Annotated in this window: 24 protein-coding genes; 13 read left to right on the top strand and 11 right to left on the bottom strand. The window is 37.5% G+C overall.

Annotated elements, in window-relative coordinates; all coding sequences use genetic code 11:
* Window positions 1–2: 2 nt before the first annotated feature.
* Entirely contained in the window at window positions 3–1388 is a 1386-nt protein-coding gene (gene yegQ, locus FVA69_RS09655) for a tRNA 5-hydroxyuridine modification protein YegQ (protein ID WP_109912427.1), read from the top strand.
* 462 nt (window positions 1389–1850) lie between these two features.
* Window positions 1851–2750, top strand: coding sequence for a lipid kinase YegS (yegS, locus tag FVA69_RS09650; RefSeq protein ID WP_004911418.1), 900 nt, complete (start codon window positions 1851–1853; stop codon window positions 2748–2750).
* 46 nt (window positions 2751–2796) lie between these two features.
* On the opposite strand, the gene thiD is transcribed toward yegS, so the two are convergent.
* The 3 genes from thiD to FVA69_RS09635 form a co-directional block, all read right to left on the bottom strand.
* Window positions 2797–3594, bottom strand: coding sequence for a bifunctional hydroxymethylpyrimidine kinase/phosphomethylpyrimidine kinase (gene thiD / locus FVA69_RS09645; protein ID WP_115167137.1), 798 nt, complete (start codon window positions 3592–3594; stop codon window positions 2797–2799).
* Between the two features lie 194 nt (window positions 3595–3788).
* Window positions 3789–4655 carry a YjjW family glycine radical enzyme activase gene (locus tag FVA69_RS09640; protein ID WP_164528757.1) on the bottom strand — a complete coding sequence of 289 codons (867 nt, stop codon included), beginning with the start codon at window positions 4653–4655 and terminating at the stop codon, window positions 3789–3791.
* Complete coding sequence (locus FVA69_RS09635) at window positions 4627–6183, bottom strand: YjjI family glycine radical enzyme (protein ID WP_164528756.1); 1557 nt, start codon at window positions 6181–6183, stop codon at window positions 4627–4629. Before FVA69_RS09635 ends, FVA69_RS09640 begins: the two co-directional genes overlap by 29 nt.
* 665 nt (window positions 6184–6848) lie before the next feature.
* Between FVA69_RS09635 and pagP the strand changes: the two genes are divergently transcribed.
* Entirely contained in the window at window positions 6849–7424 is a 576-nt protein-coding gene (pagP, locus tag FVA69_RS09630; protein ID WP_109912424.1) for a lipid IV(A) palmitoyltransferase PagP, read from the top strand.
* Window positions 7425–7501: 77 nt separating this feature from the next.
* Here the strand turns inward: pagP and FVA69_RS09625 are convergent, their stop codons facing one another.
* Together FVA69_RS09625 and mgrB are read right to left on the bottom strand one after the other, a co-directional pair.
* A complete protein-coding gene (locus FVA69_RS09625; RefSeq protein WP_117162299.1) occupies window positions 7502–8878 on the bottom strand; it encodes an amino acid permease in 1377 nt (458 codons plus the stop codon).
* 230 nt (window positions 8879–9108) lie between these two features.
* On the bottom strand, window positions 9109–9255 hold the full coding sequence (mgrB, locus tag FVA69_RS09620; protein WP_004911439.1) for a PhoP/PhoQ regulator MgrB: 147 nt from the start codon (window positions 9253–9255) through the stop codon (window positions 9109–9111).
* A gap of 333 nt (window positions 9256–9588) precedes the next feature.
* Here mgrB and FVA69_RS09615 point away from each other — a divergent pair, with 333 nt between their 5' ends.
* Together FVA69_RS09615 and yidA are read left to right on the top strand one after the other, a co-directional pair.
* Entirely contained in the window at window positions 9589–9972 is a 384-nt protein-coding gene (locus FVA69_RS09615) for a helix-turn-helix domain-containing protein (protein ID WP_004911441.1), read from the top strand.
* A 225-nt stretch (window positions 9973–10197) separates the two neighbouring features.
* The gene (gene yidA / locus FVA69_RS09610; RefSeq protein ID WP_164528755.1) at window positions 10198–11010 is read left to right on the top strand and encodes a sugar-phosphatase; all 813 of its coding nucleotides are present in this window, start codon (window positions 10198–10200) and stop codon (window positions 11008–11010) included.
* Between the two features lie 64 nt (window positions 11011–11074).
* Here the strand turns inward: yidA and yddG are convergent, their stop codons facing one another.
* Complete coding sequence (gene yddG / locus FVA69_RS09605; RefSeq protein WP_042851608.1) at window positions 11075–11974, bottom strand: aromatic amino acid DMT transporter YddG; 900 nt, start codon at window positions 11972–11974, stop codon at window positions 11075–11077.
* Window positions 11975–12161: 187 nt separating this feature from the next.
* Complete coding sequence (locus FVA69_RS09600) at window positions 12162–13622, bottom strand: alanine/glycine:cation symporter family protein (protein ID WP_004911454.1); 1461 nt, start codon at window positions 13620–13622, stop codon at window positions 12162–12164.
* 582 nt (window positions 13623–14204) lie between these two features.
* Between FVA69_RS09600 and FVA69_RS09595 the strand changes: the two genes are divergently transcribed.
* Both FVA69_RS09595 and FVA69_RS09590 read left to right on the top strand, forming a co-directional pair.
* On the top strand, window positions 14205–14453 hold the full coding sequence (locus FVA69_RS09595) for a DinI-like family protein (RefSeq protein WP_004253462.1): 249 nt from the start codon (window positions 14205–14207) through the stop codon (window positions 14451–14453).
* A gap of 379 nt (window positions 14454–14832) precedes the next feature.
* Window positions 14833–15204, top strand: coding sequence for a hypothetical protein (locus FVA69_RS09590; RefSeq protein ID WP_004911457.1), 372 nt, complete (start codon window positions 14833–14835; stop codon window positions 15202–15204).
* A gap of 57 nt (window positions 15205–15261) precedes the next feature.
* Here the strand turns inward: FVA69_RS09590 and FVA69_RS09585 are convergent, their stop codons facing one another.
* Window positions 15262–15639 carry a hypothetical protein gene (locus tag FVA69_RS09585; protein ID WP_004911465.1) on the bottom strand — a complete coding sequence of 126 codons (378 nt, stop codon included), beginning with the start codon at window positions 15637–15639 and terminating at the stop codon, window positions 15262–15264.
* A 283-nt stretch (window positions 15640–15922) separates the two neighbouring features.
* Between FVA69_RS09585 and FVA69_RS09580 the strand changes: the two genes are divergently transcribed.
* The 3 genes from FVA69_RS09580 (at window position 15923) to FVA69_RS09570 (ending at window position 18081) form a co-directional block, all read left to right on the top strand.
* Window positions 15923–16162: a HEAT repeat domain-containing protein gene (locus FVA69_RS09580; RefSeq protein ID WP_004911467.1), complete on the top strand. Its 240-nt coding sequence runs from the start codon at window positions 15923–15925 to the stop codon at window positions 16160–16162.
* Between the two features lie 175 nt (window positions 16163–16337).
* Complete coding sequence (locus tag FVA69_RS09575; protein ID WP_004911469.1) at window positions 16338–16676, top strand: hypothetical protein; 339 nt, start codon at window positions 16338–16340, stop codon at window positions 16674–16676.
* Window positions 16677–16929: 253 nt separating this feature from the next.
* Entirely contained in the window at window positions 16930–18081 is a 1152-nt protein-coding gene (locus FVA69_RS09570) for a pyridoxal phosphate-dependent aminotransferase (RefSeq protein WP_164528754.1), read from the top strand.
* A 45-nt stretch (window positions 18082–18126) separates the two neighbouring features.
* Here FVA69_RS09570 and FVA69_RS09565 read toward each other — a convergent pair whose 3' ends face one another.
* A complete protein-coding gene (locus FVA69_RS09565; protein WP_109912416.1) occupies window positions 18127–18471 on the bottom strand; it encodes a DMT family protein in 345 nt (114 codons plus the stop codon).
* Window positions 18472–18605: 134 nt separating this feature from the next.
* Between FVA69_RS09565 and FVA69_RS09560 the strand changes: the two genes are divergently transcribed.
* Window positions 18606–19097 (top strand): N-acetyltransferase, encoded by a 492-nt coding sequence (locus FVA69_RS09560; RefSeq protein WP_123381886.1) that lies wholly within the window; start codon window positions 18606–18608, stop codon window positions 19095–19097.
* Window positions 19098–19181: 84 nt separating this feature from the next.
* Window positions 19182–19964: a class I SAM-dependent methyltransferase gene (locus FVA69_RS09555; protein ID WP_164528753.1), complete on the top strand. Its 783-nt coding sequence runs from the start codon at window positions 19182–19184 to the stop codon at window positions 19962–19964.
* 47 nt (window positions 19965–20011) lie between these two features.
* Here the strand turns inward: FVA69_RS09555 and FVA69_RS09550 are convergent, their stop codons facing one another.
* Together FVA69_RS09550 and FVA69_RS09545 are read right to left on the bottom strand one after the other, a co-directional pair.
* Window positions 20012–20488, bottom strand: a complete 477-nt coding sequence (locus FVA69_RS09550; protein ID WP_004911484.1) for a hypothetical protein — start codon at window positions 20486–20488, stop codon at window positions 20012–20014.
* Between the two features lie 73 nt (window positions 20489–20561).
* A complete protein-coding gene (locus FVA69_RS09545) occupies window positions 20562–20900 on the bottom strand; it encodes a GlpM family protein (RefSeq protein ID WP_004911490.1) in 339 nt (112 codons plus the stop codon).
* A 358-nt stretch (window positions 20901–21258) separates the two neighbouring features.
* On the opposite strand from FVA69_RS09545, the gene FVA69_RS09540 reads away from it, so the two are divergent.
* On the top strand, window positions 21259–22917 hold the full coding sequence (locus tag FVA69_RS09540; protein WP_164528752.1) for a methyl-accepting chemotaxis protein: 1659 nt from the start codon (window positions 21259–21261) through the stop codon (window positions 22915–22917).
* Window positions 22918–22971: the final 54 nt, after the last annotated feature.

Genomic DNA, 22971 nt, shown 5'->3' with positions numbered 1-22971 from the left:
CCATGTTTACACCAGAGCTTTTATCCCCCGCCGGTTCGTTAAAAAATATGCGCTACGCTTTTGCGTATGGCGCAGACGCCGTTTATGCAGGCCAGCCTCGTTACAGCTTACGCGTACGAAATAACGAATTTAATCACGAAAACTTAGCCAAAGGCATTCAAGAAGCCCATGAGCTGGGTAAAAAGTTTTATGTGGTCGTGAATATTGCCCCTCATAATGCGAAATTAAAAACCTTTATTCGTGATTTAACCCCCGTCATTGAAATGGGCCCAGATGCACTGATTATGTCTGATCCTGGCCTTATTATGATGGTTCGTGAAGCGTTTCCTGAGATGGATATTCATTTATCTGTGCAGGCCAATGCGGTTAACTGGGCATCGGTGAAGTTCTGGAAACAAATGGGCTTAACACGCGTGATCTTATCGCGCGAATTATCCCTCGACGAAATTGCTGAAATTCGCCAACAGGTACCGGAAATTGAGCTTGAAGTTTTTGTCCATGGTGCCCTTTGTATGGCCTACTCCGGCCGTTGTTTACTTTCCGGTTATATTAATAAGCGCGACCCTAATCAAGGGACTTGCACCAATGCTTGCCGCTGGGAATACAACGTACAAGAAGGTAAAGAAGACGATGTGGGTAACATTGTCCATATTCATGAGCCCATCCCAGTACAAAATGTGACGCCAACCTTAGGTGCGGGTGCGCCAACAGATAAAGTCTTTATGATAGAAGAAGCCAAACGACCTGGCGAGTATATGACCGCCTTTGAAGATGAACATGGCACTTATATCATGAACTCAAAGGATTTACGCGCAATCGAGCACGTAGAAAATTTAACAAAAATGGGTGTTCACTCATTAAAAATTGAAGGCCGTACAAAATCGTTTTATTACTGCGCTCGAACAGCACAAGTCTATAGACGTGCAATTGACGATGCTGTCGCTGGAAAACCCTTTGACCCAACGTTACTCTCCACTTTAGAAGGATTAGCGCACCGTGGTTATACTGAAGGCTTCTTACGTCGCCACACCCACGATGCCTATCAAACCTATGAATATGGCTACTCTGTTTCTGAAACTCAGCAATTTGTGGGTGAATTTACCGGCAAACGTGTCAATGGTATGGCAGAGGTTGATGTAAAAAATAAATTTAGCGTTGGAGACAGCTTAGAGATGATGACACCTGCGGGTAATATCGTCTTTACCTTAGACGCCTTAACAAACCGCAAAGGTGAAACGATTGATGTTGCACCAGGCAACGGCCATGTGGTTTATCTGCCAATCCCTGAAGATGTTGATGTCAATTTTGGTTTGTTGATCCGTAACCTAGCAGGAACAACCACCCGGGCACCTCATCAAGCTCAGCCAGAAAAGCAAATTGCAGGCTAATCACCACTTAGTTATTTTTACATAGCTTGTTCACTAAAAGCCAAAAGCTCATCGTTTAATACTTTGATATTTTGGCTTTTTTTTACCTATAAAACGATATTATTTCACTTTATATGCTTTTTTCTTATATGATAATCATTCGCGTTATTGACATTTCCATTAAAAAATGCGCTGAATATCCAATTTTATGCAACAGATCACATCAATTGGTTATTCAATATCGTATAGTCACTCTCGAAAACGAAGAACTAGAAAGTCATAAAATAAGACTAGGAACCACCTCCTTGGCTGGCTCAATCTCCCTTGAGCTAGCCATTTCTTTTATCTGCTACTTTATTTCATTTCTCTTGTTAACTCTATTTCTGTAAAAAAACTAAAAAAAGCTCATCAATATTTTATTAATCCATTTATACTCATTTTAACGAATATTTGACATACGTTAAGCCAAATGGATGGGTATTTATGAATCAATATCAGTCAGCCATGGTTATTCTTAATGGTAAACAAGCAAATCACATTGAGCTGCGAAAAGCCATTACTCACCTGCGTAAAGAAGGCCATAAAATTCAAGTCCGTATTCCTTGGGAGCTGGATGATACGCATTATTTTATTTCTCAGGCGATAAAACATGGTGTTGATACCATTATTGCCGCCGGAGGTGATGGCACAGTGAATGCGGTTGCCAGCACCCTGATGAAGTTCCCTAGTGAGTCTCGTCCTGCTTTAGGGGTCCTTCCGATGGGTACAGCAAATGATTTTGCCACTAGCGCGAATATCCCAATGGATATTGAATCTGCCCTAGCACTCTCATTAAAAGGCAAAGCTGTGCCTATTGATATTGCGCAAGTCAATGAGCAATATTATTTCCTCAATATGGCCACTGGCGGCTTTGGGACACGTATTACCACCGAAACACCAGAAGCACTAAAGTCAGCATTAGGGGGAGCGGCTTACGTGATAAATGGCTTACTGCGTCCTGACACACTAAAAACAGACATTTGCCATATTGAAGGGGAAAATTTTAGTTGGGAGGGAGAAACGTTAGTCATTGCTGTCGGAAACGGCCGACAAGCTGGTGGAGGTCAGCAATTGACACCACAAGCACTCATTAATGACGGTGCATTAAATTTACTGATTATTCCTGCAAGGGATGTGATACCCGCATTTTTATCGAATTTATTTTCAGCTGATAAAAACGAACACTTAGTTGAAAAGCAATTATCGTGGGTAAAAATTTCATCTCCTCACGATATGATCTTAAACCTTGATGGTGAGCCACTCTCGGGAGATACCTTTACGTTCTCAGTGCAGCCAAACGCCATTCAGTGCCGGTTACCTCCTCAATGTAACTTATTAACTTAAAGCATAATATGAAAGCCCAAGTATTTGGGCTTTCAATCTTTTAAGGTTACCACCATGCATGGAAGTGATGCACAGGACCGATTCCCTTGCCGACTTCTAAGCTATCCGCTTGTTCTAACGCGGCTTGTAAATACGCTTTAGCCTGCGTAACCGCTTCTTGCCAATCAGCGCAACGAGGCCGCAACGCAGCCAAAGCTGCTGACAAAGTACACCCTGTACCATGGGTATTTTTAGTATTTATACGAACTGACGTAAAACGCCATTCACCTTCTGGTGTGATTAACCAATCTGGGCTTTCAGCATCACTTAGATGACCACCTTTCATCAATACCGCTTGGCAACCTTTCTCAAGCAATTTATACCCTTGAGTCAGCATTTGGCTTTCTGTTTGTGCGACTTTTTCGTCTAACAATACCGCGGCTTCGGGTAGATTTGGTGTAATAATAGAAACGAGGGGTAATAACTGTTGACGTAGCGCATCAACCGCATCTGGTAATAGCAACGGGTCGCCACTTTTAGCCACCATTACAGTGTCCAATACCACATACGGAATAGGATATTGTTTCAGTGCATTCGCCACAACTGCGACATTACTTTGGTTAAACAGCATACCGATTTTTGCGCTATCAATTCGCACATCACTGAGAACCGAGTCTAATTGTGCCGCTACAAATTCAGGGGGTAAGTCTTGAACAGATTGCACACCTCGGGTATTTTGAGCCACCAATGCTGTCATCACACTCGTACCATAAGCCTCTAATGCAGAGAACGTTTTTAAATCTGCCTGAATACCCGCCCCACCCGATGGGTCTGTTCCGGCTATGGTTAACGCATTGATCCTCATGTGTGATTCCCCTTTTCGTCGGCTAAAGCAATTGAATAGATTGATAAGCAAGGTTTACTGACATCATTTTAAACCAAACAATAAAACCGCCTTAATTGTCTCATAACATTTAACAAATACCAGCGGTTAGTGAATGAATTTTAATGAGTTAGATAAAAAGAGAGGATATCTCACACAGGAAAAATTGACATGATTTATAAGTACACATTAGGCAAATGAATATGACCAACGCCTCGTTGTCGTAATAGTTGAGCGAATGCCTCCACTTCTATTTGGGTTGCCGCAGGCCAGCTAGCTGCTTCATTTTTTACGCCATGTTGTTGAAAGGCGTTAATCTTTATCCGTGTGTTTGTAGGCAATTGATTTAGGAAATCAGCAAGTTTATCAATATGCTCTAAGTAATCTGTTTGCTTAGGAATATACAATAAACGCAATTCATACAATTTCCCCGCTTGCCCCAAATATTGAATTGATTGAAAAACACGCTGGTTATCTTTTCCTGTTAGCCTTAAAGCACACTCATCACTCCATGATTTCAGGTCAATCATCACGCCATCCGTATACTCAATCACTTTATTCCAACCCGCAGAAGCCAGATGCCCATTACTGTCAATAAAGCAGGTTAAATGCTTGAGCTCTGGTGTGGCCTTAATTGCTTTAAATAATTCAATAATAAAAGGTAATTGTGTTGTTGCTTCCCCACCACTAATGGTTACGCCATTCAGGAAAACAACATTTTTTTTCAAGTCATTGATTGCGTCATTAACACTTAATGGCACCGTCATCGGGCTTGAATTTTTAGTGCAAGTTTGTAAACAGGTATCACAAAGCTGGCAGGCATCGCTATCCCAGATAACCTGACCATCTACAAACAATAACCCATTGTGAGGACAGGTAAAAACACAGTCCCCACAATGGTCACAAAGCGCCATGGTATATGGATTATGGCAATTCAAACACCGTAAATTGCAACCTTGCAAAAAGATAACATGCCGATTACCCGGCCCATCTACACAGGAAAAAGGAATAACCTTATTCAGCGTAGCGCATCGATTGCTCATGACTAATTACTCGTTGCTGACGGGCTGTAATTTTACAGTTCTTAGTCGCTTCCTCCCCTAACCAGGTAGTGTTACTTCTAGAACCTTGTTCTTTGTATTTTTCGATATCCGACAGACGTACCATGTAGCCAGTAACACGGACTAAATCATTACTCGCCACGTTTGCAGTAAACTCACGCATTCCACAGCTAAATGCCCCTTTGCATAATTGCATTAGTGCTTGCGGGTTTTGTTTAATCGTTTCATCGATGGTTAAAATGTCACTGATCCCAGATAAATAGTGTTTGTGATGAGGAGCTACGGCTTGGATATGCGAAACAGGATCCGGCTCTTCACCGTATGGAATGCGAGCCCCCGGTGTAGTTCCTATATCCGAACTGATCCCAGATTGAGCATGGAGCATGGCTCGGTTTTTATAACCATATTTAACAGGTGTGGTTTCGACAAAGCCTGCCAACTGTTCACTGATTTGATAAGACAGTGGTAAGGCGGGTGAATTTGCTTGATATGCGCCTTTCGCTCCGTCTTTTTCCATGAGGATATTCACGGCTTCGGCTAAACCATAAATACCAAACATCGGGGCAAAGCGTTCTGGTTCTATTAACCCTTCTTGGACAAGAAAACTGGTTTGGAAGAAGTTTGATTCCTCAAATAAAAATGCGCTACGTGTTTCTATAAGTTCCATTTGTAACTCACAATACTTTTTCAATTGCACATTTAAAAAATCAACTGAATTTTGACTGCGTAATGCAACCTCGCGCAAATTAATACGGACTAAAGTGCTTCCTCCACCTGCAACAGGCAATGCATTATAACAGCTGACAATGCCGTAACCTTGTTCATCAAATGCAGCACGATGAATAATATCATTCGCAATATGCGGTTTGCTACATTCACAAATATTTTCAATCGCTTGTAAGAAAAGTGATTCAGGTGTGCGCTGTGGGTGGTAAACAAATGTCAGGTTAGGTGCTACTTGTTTCAATTCCGCATCGATACGTAAAATCAAACGGCAAATCACGTTGTCATCCGGCCCAATATTGGCATGCATAAAGGCATCAGGTAGAGTTCGGTCTAATTGTATCCAAAATCTTTTTAATTTTGGATACAATTGTTCTTCTGTCAACTCACCTACATATGGCATGAGTACTTTATCTAAGTACCCTAAAAATACAGGGAAATTGGTTACCGACGGAACGTGATGATACAAAATCATCAGATGATTAAGCGCATCATCAAAGTCCTCTGCAGGGGCTAATTCTAAGTATGTTGAACCTTGATTGAGGTATTTTACATAGTCAGGCAACACATAGCGCGGCTTATATGGTGCATTTCCTTCATACATATCACAAATAACACGTTCACTTAACGCCTCTGCGAGGGGTTCGCTCACCGCAAGATAGGGAATGTGGCTATCCGCTTCTACCGCTAAAAAATTGGCTTTTTGTTTTGGTGATAATATTTTATCTGTGGCGATAGCCAAGCATTTAGCTTGGTATTCAGTCAGTGGTTCTTGGCGTTTCATCATGGTGATGTTCCTTTTTTAGTTAGAAGCTAATGTTGCTTACAGCAATGTATCTGCCATAAACTTTCAAAAATTAGCTCCTAGCCGTGTTGACATGCAGCAACTTATAACCGCCGCCTATGTCCTCCATTTCATCCCATTGAGACAAGTCATTATTTGACGTGCGTCATACTTTTTGGATTTGTTTGCACGCTATTTTTCATAAATGTCTGCTCTATCAACATTACTAGTCGTTATCACCTAAATAATACGAAATATCTCTTTATTACAGAAAGTTAGCCACAGCTATAATGAGTGATACATTGGTTTTTCTTATCTTTTTTAACTCAATTCAGCTCATTTATTTTCATCAAATAATCACATTATCTAATTTAAAAATGGAGTATTCTGTCAATTATTGGTTTTTAGGAGAATTAACCTATTCAATAACCAATTTGATCAGCTAATATCCCTTTCTACTGTCGGTTATCCCCCTTAAAAATAGGCAAAATTAAACAGTTCTAATATGACCAGCGAGTTATTATCCTTAACTATGTAATTAATACTGTTATATTCTGTACATCTTAATTAAAATAATTGAGCTCAAAATTATAATAATAATGCTAATCTGATAATCATTAGCGAGCTAATCATCATTTTTATATCTGCGATACAGAACTGGATTTACAATGAGAGTTTATAAAAACATACAGTTGGCTGTAGGTGCTTCGCTACTCATGAGCGCCTCAATCTGCATATCATCGCCTGCCGTTGCGCAAGAACAATCGGCAAATTTATGGGATAAATTTAAAAATAATGTCAGTACCACATGGGACTCTGACAAATATGAGTTATATGTTCCAGCGGTGACTTGGCACAACCGTGCAATGTACGACAAGAAAAAAACGGATGAGTATAACGAGCGACCTTGGGGTTTTGGCCTTGGTAAATATCGTTATGATGAAGACAATGACTGGCATGCTATCTATGCAATGGCATTTAAAGATTCACATAATGATTGGGAGCCAATTGGTGGTTATGCATTCCAAAAAATGTGGATCCCAGGGGACATTGATGGTTTTCGCATGGGAGCAGGTTTCACTCTGAGTGTCACTGCCCGTAGGGATATGTACTATATTCCAATCCCAGCACCGCTCCCGCTAGTATCAGTGGAATATGACAAGCTTTCGCTGCAAGCCACTTATATTCCAGGGACTTATAATAACGGTAACGTATTATTTGCTTGGCTACGTTGGCAATGGTGACCTAACGACTTCATCGCAGTATAAAAAGACCGGTCGGGTATTCCCACCGGTCTTTTTATTATAAGAAAAAACCAAATCTAACTGAATTGTTGGCTTTTGGCTAAGTCTTGTTTTTTAGCCCCTGAGAATTGGTATCCAACCCATAGAACTGCTATCCATAATGGCATAATTAATACTGAAATGCGCAAACCGTCCATTGTTAGGATGATCCCTAAAATCAGCAGTAAAAATGCTAAGCACAGATAGTTCCCAAATGGATACCAAATGCTTTTAAATTTCGTTTCAACACCTTGTTTGTTCATTGCTGCTCTGAACTTCAAATTTGACACACAAATCATAATCCAGTTTAGAACTAACGTTGTCACGACCAATGACATTAACAATTCGAAAGCTTTACCTTCCATCACAAAGTTAATTAAAATCCCGCCAGAAGTCGCAATACCTGAAACCAATAAAGCCATGACGGGAACGCCACCTTTATTCACTTTCGCAAGAAATTTAGGTGCGTTACTTTGTTGTGCCAAGCCATATAACATACGGCTTGTCGCGTAAGCCCCACTGTTATACACCGACAACGCAGCGATTAGAATGACAACGTTCAATGAGTTAGCAACCAGTAAGTCCCCTAATTCATGGAAAATTAATACAAATGGGCTTGTTTTGCCATCAAGGTCAACCCAAGGATATAATGCGAGTAATACCGCTAACGAGCCAATATAAAAAATTAAGATACGGTATACAACTTGGTTAATCGCCTTTGGAATGCTTTTATCTGGGTCTTCTGCCTCTGCGGCGGTAATACCGACAAGCTCTAATCCCCCAAATGAAAACATAATAATTGCCAAAGCCATTATTAGCCCATTAAAGCCATTAGCAAAGAAACCACCATATTCCCATAAGTTACTGACTTTCGCTTGTGGGCCGCCATGACCGCTGAGCAGTAAGTAGCAACCAAAAATAATCATAGCAACCACTGCAATGACTTTGATTAATGCAAACCAGAATTCCGTTTCCCCATAAGAGCGCACATTGACCAAGTTAACCGCATTCACAGCAATAAAAAACACCGCGGCAGAAACCCATATCGGGAGTTCAGGCCACCAATGTTGCATATATTTACCTGCGGCGGTGAGTTCCGTCATCCCAACAAGGATAAACATGACCCAGTAGTTCCACCCTGAGAGAAAACCCGCAAAGCCACCCCAATACTTAAATGCAAAATGACTAAACGAACCCGCGACAGGTTCCTGAACAATCATTTCTCCCAACTGGCGCATAATAAGAAAAGCAATAAACCCACACAGTGCGTAGCCAAGTAAAACCGATGGCCCTGCCATTTGTATGGTTGTTGCTATTCCAAGGAATAACCCTGTACCAACAGCGCCTCCCAAAGCAATCAATTGGATATGCCTGTTTTTTAATCCCCGCTTTAGCGTCTGTTGCTGTTGCGCCATAACTTTACCCTTTCGTCCTCTTACTTGCTTTTTATCGTCCAAAATAATGATAATGACACAAGTTTATTTGAATTTTCTTATTAACACTACATTCTTCTGGCGCTGTTTTTACCATATCTTACGGCCCAAAAGCAGGTGCTATTAGTTATTTTTTTTCATCACATAACAAAATGATACAGCGGGATAGCTACCCCAACTCAATATCATGGATTGTGCATTAAAAAGCAAATTCAAAATGGTAACAAGTCAGTTACACGACAAATACCAAAAATAAAGTTTTCTCCTCCCTGATCACACAGGTTGTCCATCGCTAAGAGATAGAAAAAAAGACACGCTAAAACAGCACTTACAGCAATAATTAATTTACGACCAAACACCGACAATTCCTTCATATTTCTATGATGATTTTATTTTTCAAATGATTACAATATTAAGGTACTGCCATTTTATGATAGATATCATTTATGGCATTGCACGTAATGCGTTTATAGAATAAATGGTACTCTAATTTAGAGCGTCAAATTTGAGGAAAATATGCAATTAACCTCTTTTTACAAAAATCCCGCTCATTTTAGGTGCTATTGGCCAGTAACTTATTCTGATTGTGCTTTTTTTACCCTAAAAATGGGAAATACCGCACAAGCAGCCTTTGTCATCATGAAATGAAGTTGTGTATACTTCTGCTACCGTAAAACTAGAAAACATTTGAGATGCCACAAGATAACCACTTAGCACTTGTTTATGCTTTGAGTAAATGGATAGAAGAACACTTAGGGCGCGTGATCCACTTAGAAGAGCTCGCGGCTTATTCAGGCTATTCACTTTGGCATATGCAAAAAATATTTAAAGAAGTCACAGGGATTTCACTGGGTAAATATATCCGTCAACGCCGTCTTGCTGGTGCGGTTAACTTACTGCGCAATAGCAGCCAGTCTATTTTCGATATCGCTCTGGATTTTGGTTTTGGGTCACAATCCCACTTTACCTATATGTTCCGTAAAGAATATGGCATTACGCCATTTGATTTTAGACAGAATGACCAAATTCAATTAGATGTGAAGCAACCGCTTCATTTGATTCATAATTATGAGTGAGAATATTTTAGCCGCATTAATCTATTGATTCACATGCTAATGCTATAAAACATTGTCATTTCAAGCTTCGACTATTGAACAGAGTTCCTGCCTTGTATTCTGTTCAATTTCAAATCAAACACCCATTATTCTATTGTGAATAAAATTATAACTATTTGTATAATTTACATTCTGAATAATTGGAGTAAGGTATTGGCAGAAAGCACGCATTTTAGGAGGCATTGGATGTCAATCAAACTGGTCGCCATTGATTTAGATGGCACATTACTTAACTCCCAACACCAAATATCTCCCGCAGTAAAAGAGGCTGTCACTCAAGCCAAACAAAAAGGTGTACATATTATTTTAGCCTCAGGTAGGCCATTTTCGGGGATCTCCCCTTACCTACGGGAACTAGATTTAAATACCGCAGATAACTATTGTATTAGTAATAATGGTAGTGTCATTCACCAAGCCAATGATGGCAGTCATCTGGCAGAGAATTTGTTAGATTTCGCTGACTTCCAATATTTTGAGGAACTGGCTAGAAATGTCGGGGTTCACATGCATGCTCTTGCGGATAACAGCATGTTCACGGCAAACCGCCATATTAGTCACTATACAGTTGCAGATGCTTATTTAACTCACACTCCGCTTATCTATTGCCCCGTTAATGAAATGGACTCTTCTTTGGAATTTACTAAATTTATGATGATTGACCATCCAGAGAAATTAGATATTGGTATCAGTTATCTTCCAGAGAATGTCTTCGATAATTACGCTTTAACCCGAACAAGCCCGTATTTCCTAGAGGTATCAAATAAAACCTCAAGTAAAGGCGCGGCATTGCAATGTATCTGTGAAAAACTGGGTATTACACCTGACAAAGTCATGAGTATTGGTGACCAAAATAATGATATCAAAATGCTACAATACGCCAGTGTTTCTGTCGCAATGGGCAATGCTTTAGAGCCAATTCGCCAAATGGTTAAATTTGTGACCACAACTAATGATGAAGATGGCGTTGCCGTCGCCATTAATAAATTTATTAATGTATAAGCCCGCAAAAATTCACTTCAGTATATTTTCTGTTGCAGCGCTTATCTGGGACGCGCTGCACCTTTTAACCGCGTATTGGTTTTTGCCTCGTCGCTAAAAAGCAAATCACCGACCCCATTGTCACCATTAACACACCTTGCCAAAAACTTAACGTTAATGCCGTGCTTAATAACATAGACGCGAATGCAGTTGATATAACTGGGGTAAAATAAGAGAGTGTCCCTAAAAAAGCCACATTGCCCTTGATAACCGCAAATGTCCATAATGCATTCGCACCGCCAGTCGCAATTGAGGCCACCACTAATAATAACAGGCTTTCTTTATTGATAATAAACGGTGTTGGAGTACTGAAAAAATACAATATCCATAACCCAATAGAGGTCATGATAAAGAATAGTACCATACCATTGTGACCTCCAGAAATACGCTTAGTGACATTGCTGTAAAACGACCAAACAATAGCCCCAATAAAGGCTAAAAAATAACACAGTGGATTACTTTGAATATTTGCCCAAATACTTTGCACCGACAATGGTTGATTTCCTGAAATTACCCAGATCAACCCCATAAATGCTAAAACTAAACCTAATCCCAATAATAAAGTGAAACGTTGACGGTTAAAAAATACAGCCAGTGCGATAGTAAAACTTGGCCACAAATAATTCACCATACCAAGTTCAATAGCTTGCTGCCGGCTATTGGCTAAGCCTAACGCTAATACAAAACAGATTTCATAGCTAACAAACAGTACCGTTCCCCAAAGCAAGTAGCGTTTGGGATACTTCGTTATTTTAGGCACCCCCATGGCAAGTACTAACACAAGGGAACCGACTGTATAAACTAATGCTGCACCACCGACAGGCCCAAAATTTTCACTTACACTGCGGATCAGTCCTACCATTGTGCTCCACAACAAGATTGAAATAACTCCATACAGCGTTGCAGCGTACTGATTCAATTTCATAACTCTCTCGGCTATTTAAATTAGAAAATGATATATATTGTGATAATACATTTATTTTATCATCTTAAAAAACCTTATAGCTCAAAGAATTATAAAACAAACATTTATTCTTATTAAACCTTGATAATATTTCATAAAAAAATTCTCAGGCTTTCACCTAAGAATTTTATGCTTTACGTTTTTTATATTAGCGAGATGTTTCTTTCTCAACCCACTTATCGACTTCTTCTTTTTCCCATATCCCCTCCTCAAACTGTTTCTTTAATTCAGGGTGCTGATTAATATCAAAAGTCGGTATTTTACCTGCAACCAATTGCTGGTTATAATCTTTAGCGAGTTTGAAAGCGATACCCGATAATAAAAGGATCGCGATTAGATTTGTTATTGCCATTAACCCCATGGATAAATCAGCAAGTTTCCAAATAAATGGCATTTCAGCAAGTGCGCCAAACATCACCATACCTAAGGCAGCTAAACGGAAAATAAATAAACCCGCTGTATGGTTATTTTCTAGAAAAATCATATTGCTTTCAGCGTATGCATAGTTAGCAATGATTGATGTAAACGCAAAAAAGAAGATAGCAATCGCAATAAAGGTACTTCCCCAGCTACCAACGGCAGAAGATAGCGCAAGTTGTGTCAATTCAATGCCATTAATGTTATCCATCCCACTTTCTAGAACACCAGATGACAAAATAATAATTGCGGTCGCACTACAAATAACAATGGTATCCATAAAAACACCAAGCATCTGCACATATCCTTGAGATGCAGGATGAGGTGGATAAGGCGCTGCAGATGCCGCTGCATTCGGTGCTGACCCCATCCCGGCCTCGTTAGAGAATAGCCCTCGCTGAATACCTTGTGTCATAGCCTGAGCAACACCATAACCAACAGCACCACCCGCTGCCTCTTGCAAACCAAATGCATTTCGGATTATCAGCATAAAAACTTCAGGTAATCGTTCAATATGGTGCCCAACAACCCAAAATGCCAATAACAAATAGGCTAACGCCATAACAGGAACAACTAATTCAGCAACCCTCGCAATGGATTTCAATCCACCAAAAATAATAATTCCACTTAATAAAACTAAGCCAATGCCAACATAAATTGGATTGAAATCAAAGGCGACTGCGGTTGCTTGAGCGATAGAATTAGCTTGTACTGCATTAAATACCAAACCAAAGGCAATAATGAGGAAAATTGAAAATAACACGCCCATCCATCGTTGGTTTAAGCCTTTTTGCATATAATATGAAGGCCCACCGCGATAATTTCCTTTATCATCTTTGGTTTTGTATAACTGTGCTAAAGTACACTCCACAAAAGACGTTGCCATCCCGAGTATAGCAACGACCCACATCCAAAAAATAGCACCCGGTCCGCCAGCTGTTAGCGCAATTGCGACCCCGGTTAAGTTTCCTGTACCGACCCTAGCGGCTAAACTTGTACATAGTGCCTGAAAAGATGAAATACCTGCGCTATCAGATTGTTTACTGTTTTTTAAGACACTAAACATATGGCCAAAATGCCTAATTTGAATAAACCCTGATCGAAGCGTAAAATACAGGCCTGCTCCCAGTAATAAATAAATAAGTAACGAACCCCAAATAATATTAGTTAGTGAGTTTATAAATTCTATCAAATTACACTCCTTTTTTATTAGAACGATTAATAATGTATTAATCGAAAATCAAATCCTCACATTTAAAACATAACTCCAGAAAAAGGAGTTTAGCCTACAAAAGCCAAATCATCTTAATATGATTATCAGAAATTATATTTTTTTCTCTTTAATGTAAATTAATTTCCGTTTCATCAATCGTTAACTACATTGTATTTTAATTAAAACAAGTTAGATACTCACAAATAAACACATATAACACCTTGAAAAACCTAACCAAGAAAAAATTCTTTATGATTAAGTAAGAAATAAATCAAATGATTGATTTTCAGTATTTATTTTAACCAAAAAGTTACTTAAATAAATAAAAAACCATTATTCATTTTATCACTTCAATCTTAATTAACTTATTTCTTAACAAAAATATTTGTAATATTTATTTTGCTTAATTCATATATTATTTGGAATATCTAATCAATAAATGAGGTTAATTTATAATCAAAAAGCCTATCACGTTACAATCGTCACAATTAGATAGTTGCTTATACTTTCACTTAACAATAAACTGAGCCTAATTAAATTTTATAGACAAGAGGTTAACGTATGGAAATTAATATCAAGTTATCTGATGACCCACTTTCTCAGCTCCCTGAAAAATCATATGAATCCTTCATTGCTGAGTTGAAAGCACGTGTTTTAGAAGTTTACCCTGGCAGCTATCTTTTGATTACTCATGATAATGGCCCAACAACCTTTCAAACTAAAGGCTTCCATGATGATAACGAAGCCCATATTGTCTTACATGAACTTGTCGAAGATGTCTTAAAACATGGCCATTGGTTAAAACAGTAATCTCCGTGTTAGGTTACATGAACAAAACCAGCTATGAGTCTACCTGACCTCTAGCTGGTTATTTTTTATTTCTCCCATATTTCGATAACACGCCTCTAATATGGGTTCAAACTCTGATCAAGATCATACTTAATCTTAACTTTCACCAAAACAAGTTAAAATCGCTTTACCTCACATCGTTATATGATACTGTATATAACGTAATTTTCATTTACATTGCTTTTGCTAATTATAGCGGCCAGTATTTATACTGGCTCTTTTTTATGAAATCATGCTAAAACCCTCTTCTTCATCCCCCATTTTAGGCCTAATCTGCTATAGTATTTTTCTAGTACCAGATAGAGTTATTATTCATTGTGTGCAAAATAGAGGTATGACTATGAAGCGTTTGTTACTGGCTTTTTGCCTGGCTCCAGCCCTTGTTATGGCTGATAATGCCCCATTAAATATTAGTGAAATAGCCAAAGATTATTGTGAGATCACTGGTCAAGCACTAAGTGAAGCATACAGCACTGACAAAACTAGCAGTGAATTAACCCAATCAACCATTGCTAAATTGAAAAGTGAAAATGTCGACCTCAAGCAATTAGCCACTGTAGAGTCAGACCTCCGCGAAAATCTAACATCAGCGATTGACACCGTACGTAGCAATAAATCTAAGTTTGCTAATGAAGCTGACTTCAATAAATCATTAAATGACTCCATTTCAGCTTGTAAGATCCAAACTGAACTACTTTTGAATAAATCTTAATCATTTAATTTTTAAAAAAAGAAAAAGCGCTCAAACTAAAATTTGAGCGCTTTTTTATTAATTGGTTGTTTTTTTAACACACAACTGTTCAATCGAGAATTGTAATTCAGGTGTTTCACTAATAATCAATTGCCCATGCTCAGAGAAACGCCCTTCTTTAATGCTGACATTTGCAACAAATGGTAGCGAGCTATCTTGGCTCGATAAGCGGTATAAGCCGCAAACCCGATAACTCTCTCCTTCCTTAAACTCGCTTTTTTGCACTATATCCACATCACTGAACTCAATTACTGATGCATTTCCTAGCTTTTTTTCCACCATGCTTTGCGCTTCATTTTTAACATCTGAGTCACCAATACTGGTATAAGAATGGTATGCAAATACGCCTAAAGCCAATAGCAATACAATTAATAATTTTGTTTTTATACGTTTCAACGCATCACCTTTCTACTTTATGATAACTTAACCTAGTATAAATGTATTATATCAATTTGAGTAAACAATTTGAGCTTTTGCCTTACGCATTTACGTTTGTCCTAACCAGTTGACACTACTTTATAAAAATTAGTTTTTAAATTGAAAACATAACCAATGTCCTTCCTATTATTATTGATTCAATCTATATCTATTAAATTAACATTAATAAAAAAACATTTTTTATTTATTTATTTAGTTTTATACTGGCCTATATACTACCTGACTGATTTAATATATTTTTATGAAAGAAAAAATCGTTAAAAACCTTGTTAGCCTAACTCATGGTACCAACAATGATGTTAAAATAGCGGCGATAAATGCATTAGGCGATTATATTTGTTCTATTGAACAAGAAGATGCTATCGATAGACTATTAGCTTTATGTGAGGATTATAATAAAGATATTGCTGTAGCATCAATTGTATCAATTAGCAAACTAGCTAAATTCTTCCATGAAACCCAACAAAACAAAACCAATTAAAAAAATAACGATTTAACGTAAAATTCATTTATTTAACAAATGATTTGCATTATGAGAAAATAAAGGAAGAAACATGACTGAATTATGGTTTATTCATTTAGATAAGTAAATTCAATTGAATTAATTAATTCCAATGGCAGAATAATAATCAATAAATATCTAAAGGAGATATAACATGAATATATTAAAACCATTAATTCTCAGTGCAAGTTTAATCGCGATTAGCTTTTCAACATTCGCTTACCCAGGAGATGGTAATGGTTCATGGCACCGCGGAGGGTACCAAAACCAACAGCAATATAATGATAGGCCTTGCGATAATTACCGCCACTCTAATCATGCAAATCGTCACCGTGGTATGATGCAGTATTCAACATCAATTCAAACTACTCAACCAGATGAAACACTGAAAAAAATTGCTGCAGATGCTCCTAAAGGAGAAAATGGTAAACAATATATGGTTAAAGTTGCGGTTGTAGAAATTACACCTAACTTTCCAGTACAAGGCCAATAATTTTTACCAAGGGTAGAATAAACTACCCTTTTTTGTTTATATGACTTCAATGGTTATACCCCCCCATAATTGATCCCCCTTACTTTGCTATCTTGGCATGACATGTTTCTTTTCTTATTTACCGTAGATAAATTTGCAATAGTTCAGAAACTAACCAGATGAATAAGTAATCATAAAAAGTAAATAATTATTTACTTTGGAACTATTTTGAGTAATCTAATACTTTCAAAGATAATAATTTCAGGGAATAACTATGGATCGCCGTTCGTTTCTTAAATCCACATCACTAGTTGCAGGTGGAATTGCACTTAACTCACTTTTTAATCAAGCCATTGCGCAAACAAACAACATAAATATACCAAGTGAAAAACAACCTCTCTTGCTGAATTTTAATGAAAATTCATTAGGGATGTCACCGAGTGCAAAAGAGGCCATTATCAAAGCGTTACCTAATGCATTTCGTTATCCGGATGACGCTCGTGCTGAATTACAGCATAATATTGGTGAGCTCTACAGTTTATCTAATAAGCACATTAGTATGGGTAATGGATCATCTGAAACGATTCAAGCTGTTGTCGCTATGTTGGCAAATAAAGCAAACAAACTCGGTAAAAAAATTCAACTAGTCACCCCTGATCCAACGTTCAATTATGCAGAACTTTATTCTCTGCCATTAAGTATTAAGATAACCAAAATTCCTTTAAAAACTGATTTATCATTTGATCTAGAAGGAATGGAAAAAGCTGCTAATGATTTTGACGGTTTATCAATGGTCTATATTTGTAACCCGAATAACCCGACAGCAATGATCACGCCTTATAGCCAGTTGGTTAAATGGATGAGTAAAGAGTCTGACAACACATTTTTTATCGTTGATGAAGCTTACGCCGAGTTTGTTGAAGACCCAAATTTTACGAGTGCTATTCAATTAGTCAAAAAAGGCCAAAATAACCTGATTGTCACACGTACTTTCTCAAAAATTTTCGCCTTAGCAGGTTTAAGAGTTGGCTATGGTGTTGCGACCCCCGAAATTATTGCTGCTGTAGACGAATTTTTATCTATTGATAATACCAATACAGCGGGAGCAGTCGCTGCAATAGCGTCTCTAAAGGATAAATCATTTATTGAATACAGCCTAAAATCTAACAATATTTCGAGAAAAATCGTAGAAAAAGCATTAAATGAGATTGGGTTAGAATATGCCCCATCACAGGCTAATTTTATTTTCCATAAAGTTAAAGGTGACGTAAAAACCTATCAACAACGTATGGCTGAAGCTCATGTTATGGTTGGCCGTGAATTCCCACCTGCCATTGGCTGGAATAGACTCACACTAGGAACCCCCGAAGAAATGCAGCAATTTGTTGTGATATTAAAGCAGTTTCATGAAAAAGGATGGGTATAAATTAAGTTCTCTCCAAAAAGAGCAGTTCAAGCTGCTCTTTTTACATTAAAATGGCCCCTTAAAGATAAAAAAGGCGCCTGCAAAAATAAAAATAAAACCAATTAAATGGTTAATGGTAAAATTTTCACCTAAATATAATACCGAAAAAAGAACAAAAACACAGAGTGTTATCACCTCTTGCATTGTTTTTAATTCAGCCGCACTGTAATACTGATGCCCTAACCGATTAGCTGGCACTGCAAAACAGTATTCAACCAATGCAATTAACCAGCTAAAGAAAATAACAACATACAACGGCTTTGTTGTGAACTTTAAATGGCCGTACCAAGCAAACATCATAAATACATTTGAAATAATAAGTAAGAATACTGGATAAAATTTAGTTAACATGCTGATTCAATAGACAAACAATAAATAACCGATATTATGAGGTTAGAATTAACACACGACAATGTGCTCCCATAAATACCCCTGCGCTTCATATCATAAATTTAAACGTATTTAGCAATCATTACGAGGTAATAATGAATATTAAATATGAATTAATGACACAACCAGATTGTCCTGCTGTCGCTCAATTATTGCAATCTAATTCTGAATCCCAACAAGGTGGATTACTCGGTGAATACCCTCAAGCCAAAGTCAATGCAATGTTTGCAGGAAGTCTGACTCCCGTTGTAGCTCGAGATGGAAATAAAATTATCGCTGTCGTATTTAGCTTTGACCCTAATTCCTCATCCCTACCCCCTATAGCACATTTGATCATTAAACAGCATGCAGAAATTGTACAAGGCAACTGGTTCTATGGTCCTGTTTGTATCGATAGTGATTATCGAGGGAGAAATATTCTCAAATCACTTTTTGATAAAATTTGTTCGTACAACCAAGGAAAGCCTATTGCCTTTATTAATGCAGACAATCTCAGATCGCTTATGGCGCATCAAAAAATAGGCATGAGCAATGCCACTAACTTTGAATTTAATGGCATCACATATCATCTAATGGTAGGGAGTTAATTGTGTACCAATTGGTACATTTTTATTTTAATTTGCTTATTTTTTGCTACACTGTGACAAATTATTGTATACAGGAGTCATTTTATGACAGATTTCATTAGTGCAAATCAAAAAGCATGGGATAAACAAGCTGAATCACAACTTGCTTGGTCAACCCCCGTTGATTCCAAAACTATCAATGATGCCAAACAGGGAAAATGGCAAGTTCATTTAACACCAACTCCTGTTGATGATACTTGGTTAGGGAATGTAAAAGATAAAAAAATTCTTTGCTTAGCTTCTGCGGGGGGGCAGCAAGCTCCGATACTCGCGGCAGCAGGAGCAAATGTGACTGTTTTTGATTTTTCTCAGAAACAGCTTGAACAAGACAAAATGGTGGCAGAAAGAGATAATTTAACCTTAGAGATTGTTCAAGGTGACATGCGATCATTACACATGTTTGCTAATGAAACATTTGATATTATATTTCATCCTATTTCTAATCTGTATATTCCGGATGTTAACCCTGTCTGGCAAGAATGCTACCGTGTTTTAAAACCAAATGGACGACTGTTATCCAGTTTTTTTAATCCTGTTGTTTTTATTGGGGAACGAGATAAGCAATATGACGAACAAGGTATAATAAAGCCAAGTTACACTATGCCTTACTCCGAACTATCTACTTTATCGGCAGAGCAAATAGCACAAAAGCAGGCAAAGCAAGAAGCTTTTGTATTTGGTCATTCACTGACAGATCTCATTGGTGGGCAAATAAAGGTAGGTTTTCATATCACAGGCTTTAAAGAGGACTGGCAACCTAATCCACGCTTTGTCGTTGACAATTATCTACCCACATTCCTAGCGACGATGGCAGTTAAATCAAATTAATATTAGTGACGCTCGTTTTGCTAGCAACTCAACGAGCTATCATTAATTTAGCTTCTTTTACAATATCTATCCCACACAGCTTCAAATTGTTCTGCGGGAATAATATCATCTGTTTTTTCTACAAAAGGAATGGATATCATTACTTTTCCAGCTCTATTTTTATGAAGCCTAACGATAAATCTTTTATAGCCATGGGGTAACTCATTTTCAAAACCAAAGACTTCACCGCAATAATAGCCCGTTTCATCCCCTTCTTCATTTTTCGTCAATACATAATATTGAACATTTTTATAATTTGCAGCCGAAGGGTAAGCAAGAAAATCTTCGACAGAACTTTTCACTCGGCTTTCAGTATCTAACTCAGCATCAAGTTTAACTTCAGTCATAATTCCTGCAATATACGCACAGCCAGCAACTAACAGTAATACCAGGGTTCTTAATAACATTTTAATGGTACAGCTCAATAGAAAACATTGCTTATCATTATAGTTAATACTTAAATTTTTGCGACTATAGCCAACCATGTTTAAGCCGTCAGCATATCGAGAGAGTTTAGTTTTATGATGTTTTATAGCTAATTATTTTACTCTATGTTATTTATTGAGTGAGTTGCCATATATAAACTAATATTGCCGCTGTTATTATCCAAATAGCGGTTGCCATACTTAAACTTCCCCAAGCGGTCATTTTCGTTGCTAATAAATATACCGTTAGTAAATACATTGCATAAGGAATGAGAGACCAGAGCCCAAACAGTGCAGTTTTTCTGAGAGCTTCTGTTCCTTGTTCTTGAACGACGATAACATGAGCAATTAATGCAAATGTAGGAAATAACGGAACTAAACCTGCAATATAGTAAATTTTACTACGTGAAAATAGTGCAATAATCAATACGGCTAAAGCACCTAAAAGGCATTTAAAGAATAAAGAAAGCATACCGCACTCTAGGCTCAAATTTTAAACGTTGACTATTATTATCACAAATCACTCGTAAATTAACTCTCTTGTAGGTAGCAATCTACAACAATTATTTCCTCTTATTCCCTCGTTATCAGTAAAAGTTGCCTAATCCCTTTCAATTTTATGAGCTAAGTCAAATTGTTGAATATAAAGTATCCAGAATTAGTGCCGATACATTTACTTAGTCCCTACGCCTGATGCTTTCGCGTGACTACATATAACTTTTTAGCTATCGGACAGCTTCGATTTGCTCATGGTTAATAACGTTATGTTTAGAAGTCGTTCTTAGTATGCGTACAAACATACTACTCGATGGTATGAAAGGAAATAATCAATGATGTCTGGTAATTTAAAAAAAATTAATTTTAGTTCAGCTAAATTCTCTTTTTCTGGTTTTAAGACAACAACCCTAGTCTGGTTTATTTCAGGCCTGCTTATCGCCCTTCTTCTTTCAACCTGTTGGTTTTTCTTTAGTTCTTTAAAACAATATCAAGAAACATTAACCAAGCTCGATACTATCTATAACGAACAAACACAGTTGAATAATACATGGCAGTCTTTATTACAGGCACGAAATACTTTAAATCGTGCTAGCTCTCGCCATTTGTTGATTATCAATAAGATGAAAACTTCAAATACTGACATAGATAGCCTTATCGCGTTTTATCATAAAAAAATGGCAGAAACAGGTAATTATTGGGATGCATTCACTGCCACCTCACTCTACAAAAACAGCGATAAATTTGCTGAGTTAGAAAAATCATATAAAGCGTTATATGCTGCATTGAATGAACTTTCAGTCTTTCTAGTTCAAGGAAAAACATATGACTTTTTAAACCAGCCGACTCAAGGATTTCAGGATACATTTGAGAAAAACTACGTAAGTTATCATCAACAATTAAATAGTAGTTATCATGATATTGCTCTTGCAAGTGAGCAACTGTATAAACAAAGTTTGATTGGTTTAATCATTACTATCTCAATAGTTATCCTCTTAGCTCTATTTATTCGATTTATTCTACAACTTTTCTTTATTCGCCCACTAAACCAAGTTATTGATGGTATTGAAAAAGTTAGCCAAGGCGTTTTATATCACAGCTTTGATAATAAAGGGTTATATGAGATCAAGTTACTTAAACAGCATGTGTCTAATATGCAAAGTAAACTGATTGATATCGTCAAAAATATTTATGACAACACTCACCATATAAAAGTTGAACTTGGTGACATCACTCAAATGAATCACGACCTTTCTATTCGAGCAGATCAACAGGCCGCAGCCATTGTTGAAACAGCAGCCAGTGTCGAAGAGCTCGATTCCTCTTTTAAATTAAATACGGCCCACACTAACCAATCGTGTCAATTGATGTCCGAGACGAGTGTAACGATTGATAAAAGTAATGAACTTATTTCTGATGTTGTAGAAAACATGGATGATATTGTCGATTTTTCCAAAGAAATCAGTAAAATCACCTCCACCATCGATAACATTGCTTTTCAAACTAATTTATTAGCATTGAATGCCGCTGTAGAAGCTGCCAGAGTGGGTGAACATGGCAAGGGCTTTGCGGTTGTCGCAAATGAAGTACGCGAATTATCAATTAGTTGTACTCAGGCATCCAAAGAAATTAAGCTATTAATTAATAATTCAAACGATAAAATTAATCACTGTTTCCAATTAGCTGCGGATGCAAATGATAATATCGTTTCAATTGCACAAGACACATCTAATATCAATGAAATGATCCAAAGTGTTGCCCTTGCTTCGAATGAGCAAACCCATGGGGTAAGCCAAATACACTTAGCAATTAATGAGTTAGATAACACCACACAAGCGAATGCAGCTATGACTCGCGAATTGCAATCATCCTTAAAAGCGTTAGAGTCTCAATCAGATTTATTAGAAGATATTATTTCTATTTTTCACACAGAACCGAAAAGTGACCATGAAGTTGACAGTGATATTCACTACGAGGTGAAAAAAGTAAAATAATTTGTCTAAACATGTATTATCTTGTATCGCAATTTATTTAGGAGGTTGGCTTTA

Origin of the sequence: Providencia sp. PROV004 (genome assembly GCF_011045615.1) — a bacterium.
Lineage (GTDB): Bacteria > Pseudomonadota > Gammaproteobacteria > Enterobacterales > Enterobacteriaceae > Providencia > Providencia rettgeri.
The sequence above is the reverse complement of the archived record's forward strand: the minus strand, read 5'-3'. Positions and strand labels throughout refer to the sequence as shown.

What these genes read in the sequence shown, in the direction of transcription:
- yidA (WP_164528755.1), top strand. Translation starts at nt 10,198, where the DNA reads ATGTCAATCAAACTGGTCGCCATTGATTTAGATGGCACATTACTTAAC.
- FVA69_RS09590 (WP_004911457.1), top strand. Translation starts at nt 14,833, where the DNA reads ATGAAGCGTTTGTTACTGGCTTTTTGCCTGGCTCCAGCCCTTGTTATG.
- FVA69_RS09625 (WP_117162299.1), bottom strand. Translation starts at nt 8,878, where the DNA reads ATGGCGCAACAGCAACAGACGCTAAAGCGGGGATTAAAAAACAGGCAT.
- FVA69_RS09615 (WP_004911441.1), top strand. Translation starts at nt 9,589, where the DNA reads ATGCCACAAGATAACCACTTAGCACTTGTTTATGCTTTGAGTAAATGG.
- FVA69_RS09570 (WP_164528754.1), top strand. Translation starts at nt 16,930, where the DNA reads ATGGATCGCCGTTCGTTTCTTAAATCCACATCACTAGTTGCAGGTGGA.
- FVA69_RS09575 (WP_004911469.1), top strand. Translation starts at nt 16,338, where the DNA reads ATGAATATATTAAAACCATTAATTCTCAGTGCAAGTTTAATCGCGATT.
- FVA69_RS09635 (WP_164528756.1), bottom strand. Translation starts at nt 6,183, where the DNA reads ATGATGAAACGCCAAGAACCACTGACTGAATACCAAGCTAAATGCTTG.
- FVA69_RS09555 (WP_164528753.1), top strand. Translation starts at nt 19,182, where the DNA reads ATGACAGATTTCATTAGTGCAAATCAAAAAGCATGGGATAAACAAGCT.
- FVA69_RS09550 (WP_004911484.1), bottom strand. Translation starts at nt 20,488, where the DNA reads ATGGTTGGCTATAGTCGCAAAAATTTAAGTATTAACTATAATGATAAG.
- thiD (WP_115167137.1), bottom strand. Translation starts at nt 3,594, where the DNA reads ATGAGGATCAATGCGTTAACCATAGCCGGAACAGACCCATCGGGTGGG.
- FVA69_RS09595 (WP_004253462.1), top strand. Translation starts at nt 14,205, where the DNA reads ATGGAAATTAATATCAAGTTATCTGATGACCCACTTTCTCAGCTCCCT.
- pagP (WP_109912424.1), top strand. Translation starts at nt 6,849, where the DNA reads ATGAGAGTTTATAAAAACATACAGTTGGCTGTAGGTGCTTCGCTACTC.
- yegQ (WP_109912427.1), top strand. Translation starts at nt 3, where the DNA reads ATGTTTACACCAGAGCTTTTATCCCCCGCCGGTTCGTTAAAAAATATG.
- yddG (WP_042851608.1), bottom strand. Translation starts at nt 11,974, where the DNA reads ATGAAATTGAATCAGTACGCTGCAACGCTGTATGGAGTTATTTCAATC.
- FVA69_RS09545 (WP_004911490.1), bottom strand. Translation starts at nt 20,900, where the DNA reads ATGCTTTCTTTATTCTTTAAATGCCTTTTAGGTGCTTTAGCCGTATTG.
- FVA69_RS09565 (WP_109912416.1), bottom strand. Translation starts at nt 18,471, where the DNA reads ATGTTAACTAAATTTTATCCAGTATTCTTACTTATTATTTCAAATGTA.
- FVA69_RS09580 (WP_004911467.1), top strand. Translation starts at nt 15,923, where the DNA reads ATGAAAGAAAAAATCGTTAAAAACCTTGTTAGCCTAACTCATGGTACC.
- FVA69_RS09540 (WP_164528752.1), top strand. Translation starts at nt 21,259, where the DNA reads ATGATGTCTGGTAATTTAAAAAAAATTAATTTTAGTTCAGCTAAATTC.
- yegS (WP_004911418.1), top strand. Translation starts at nt 1,851, where the DNA reads ATGAATCAATATCAGTCAGCCATGGTTATTCTTAATGGTAAACAAGCA.
- FVA69_RS09560 (WP_123381886.1), top strand. Translation starts at nt 18,606, where the DNA reads ATGAATATTAAATATGAATTAATGACACAACCAGATTGTCCTGCTGTC.
- FVA69_RS09640 (WP_164528757.1), bottom strand. Translation starts at nt 4,655, where the DNA reads ATGAGCAATCGATGCGCTACGCTGAATAAGGTTATTCCTTTTTCCTGT.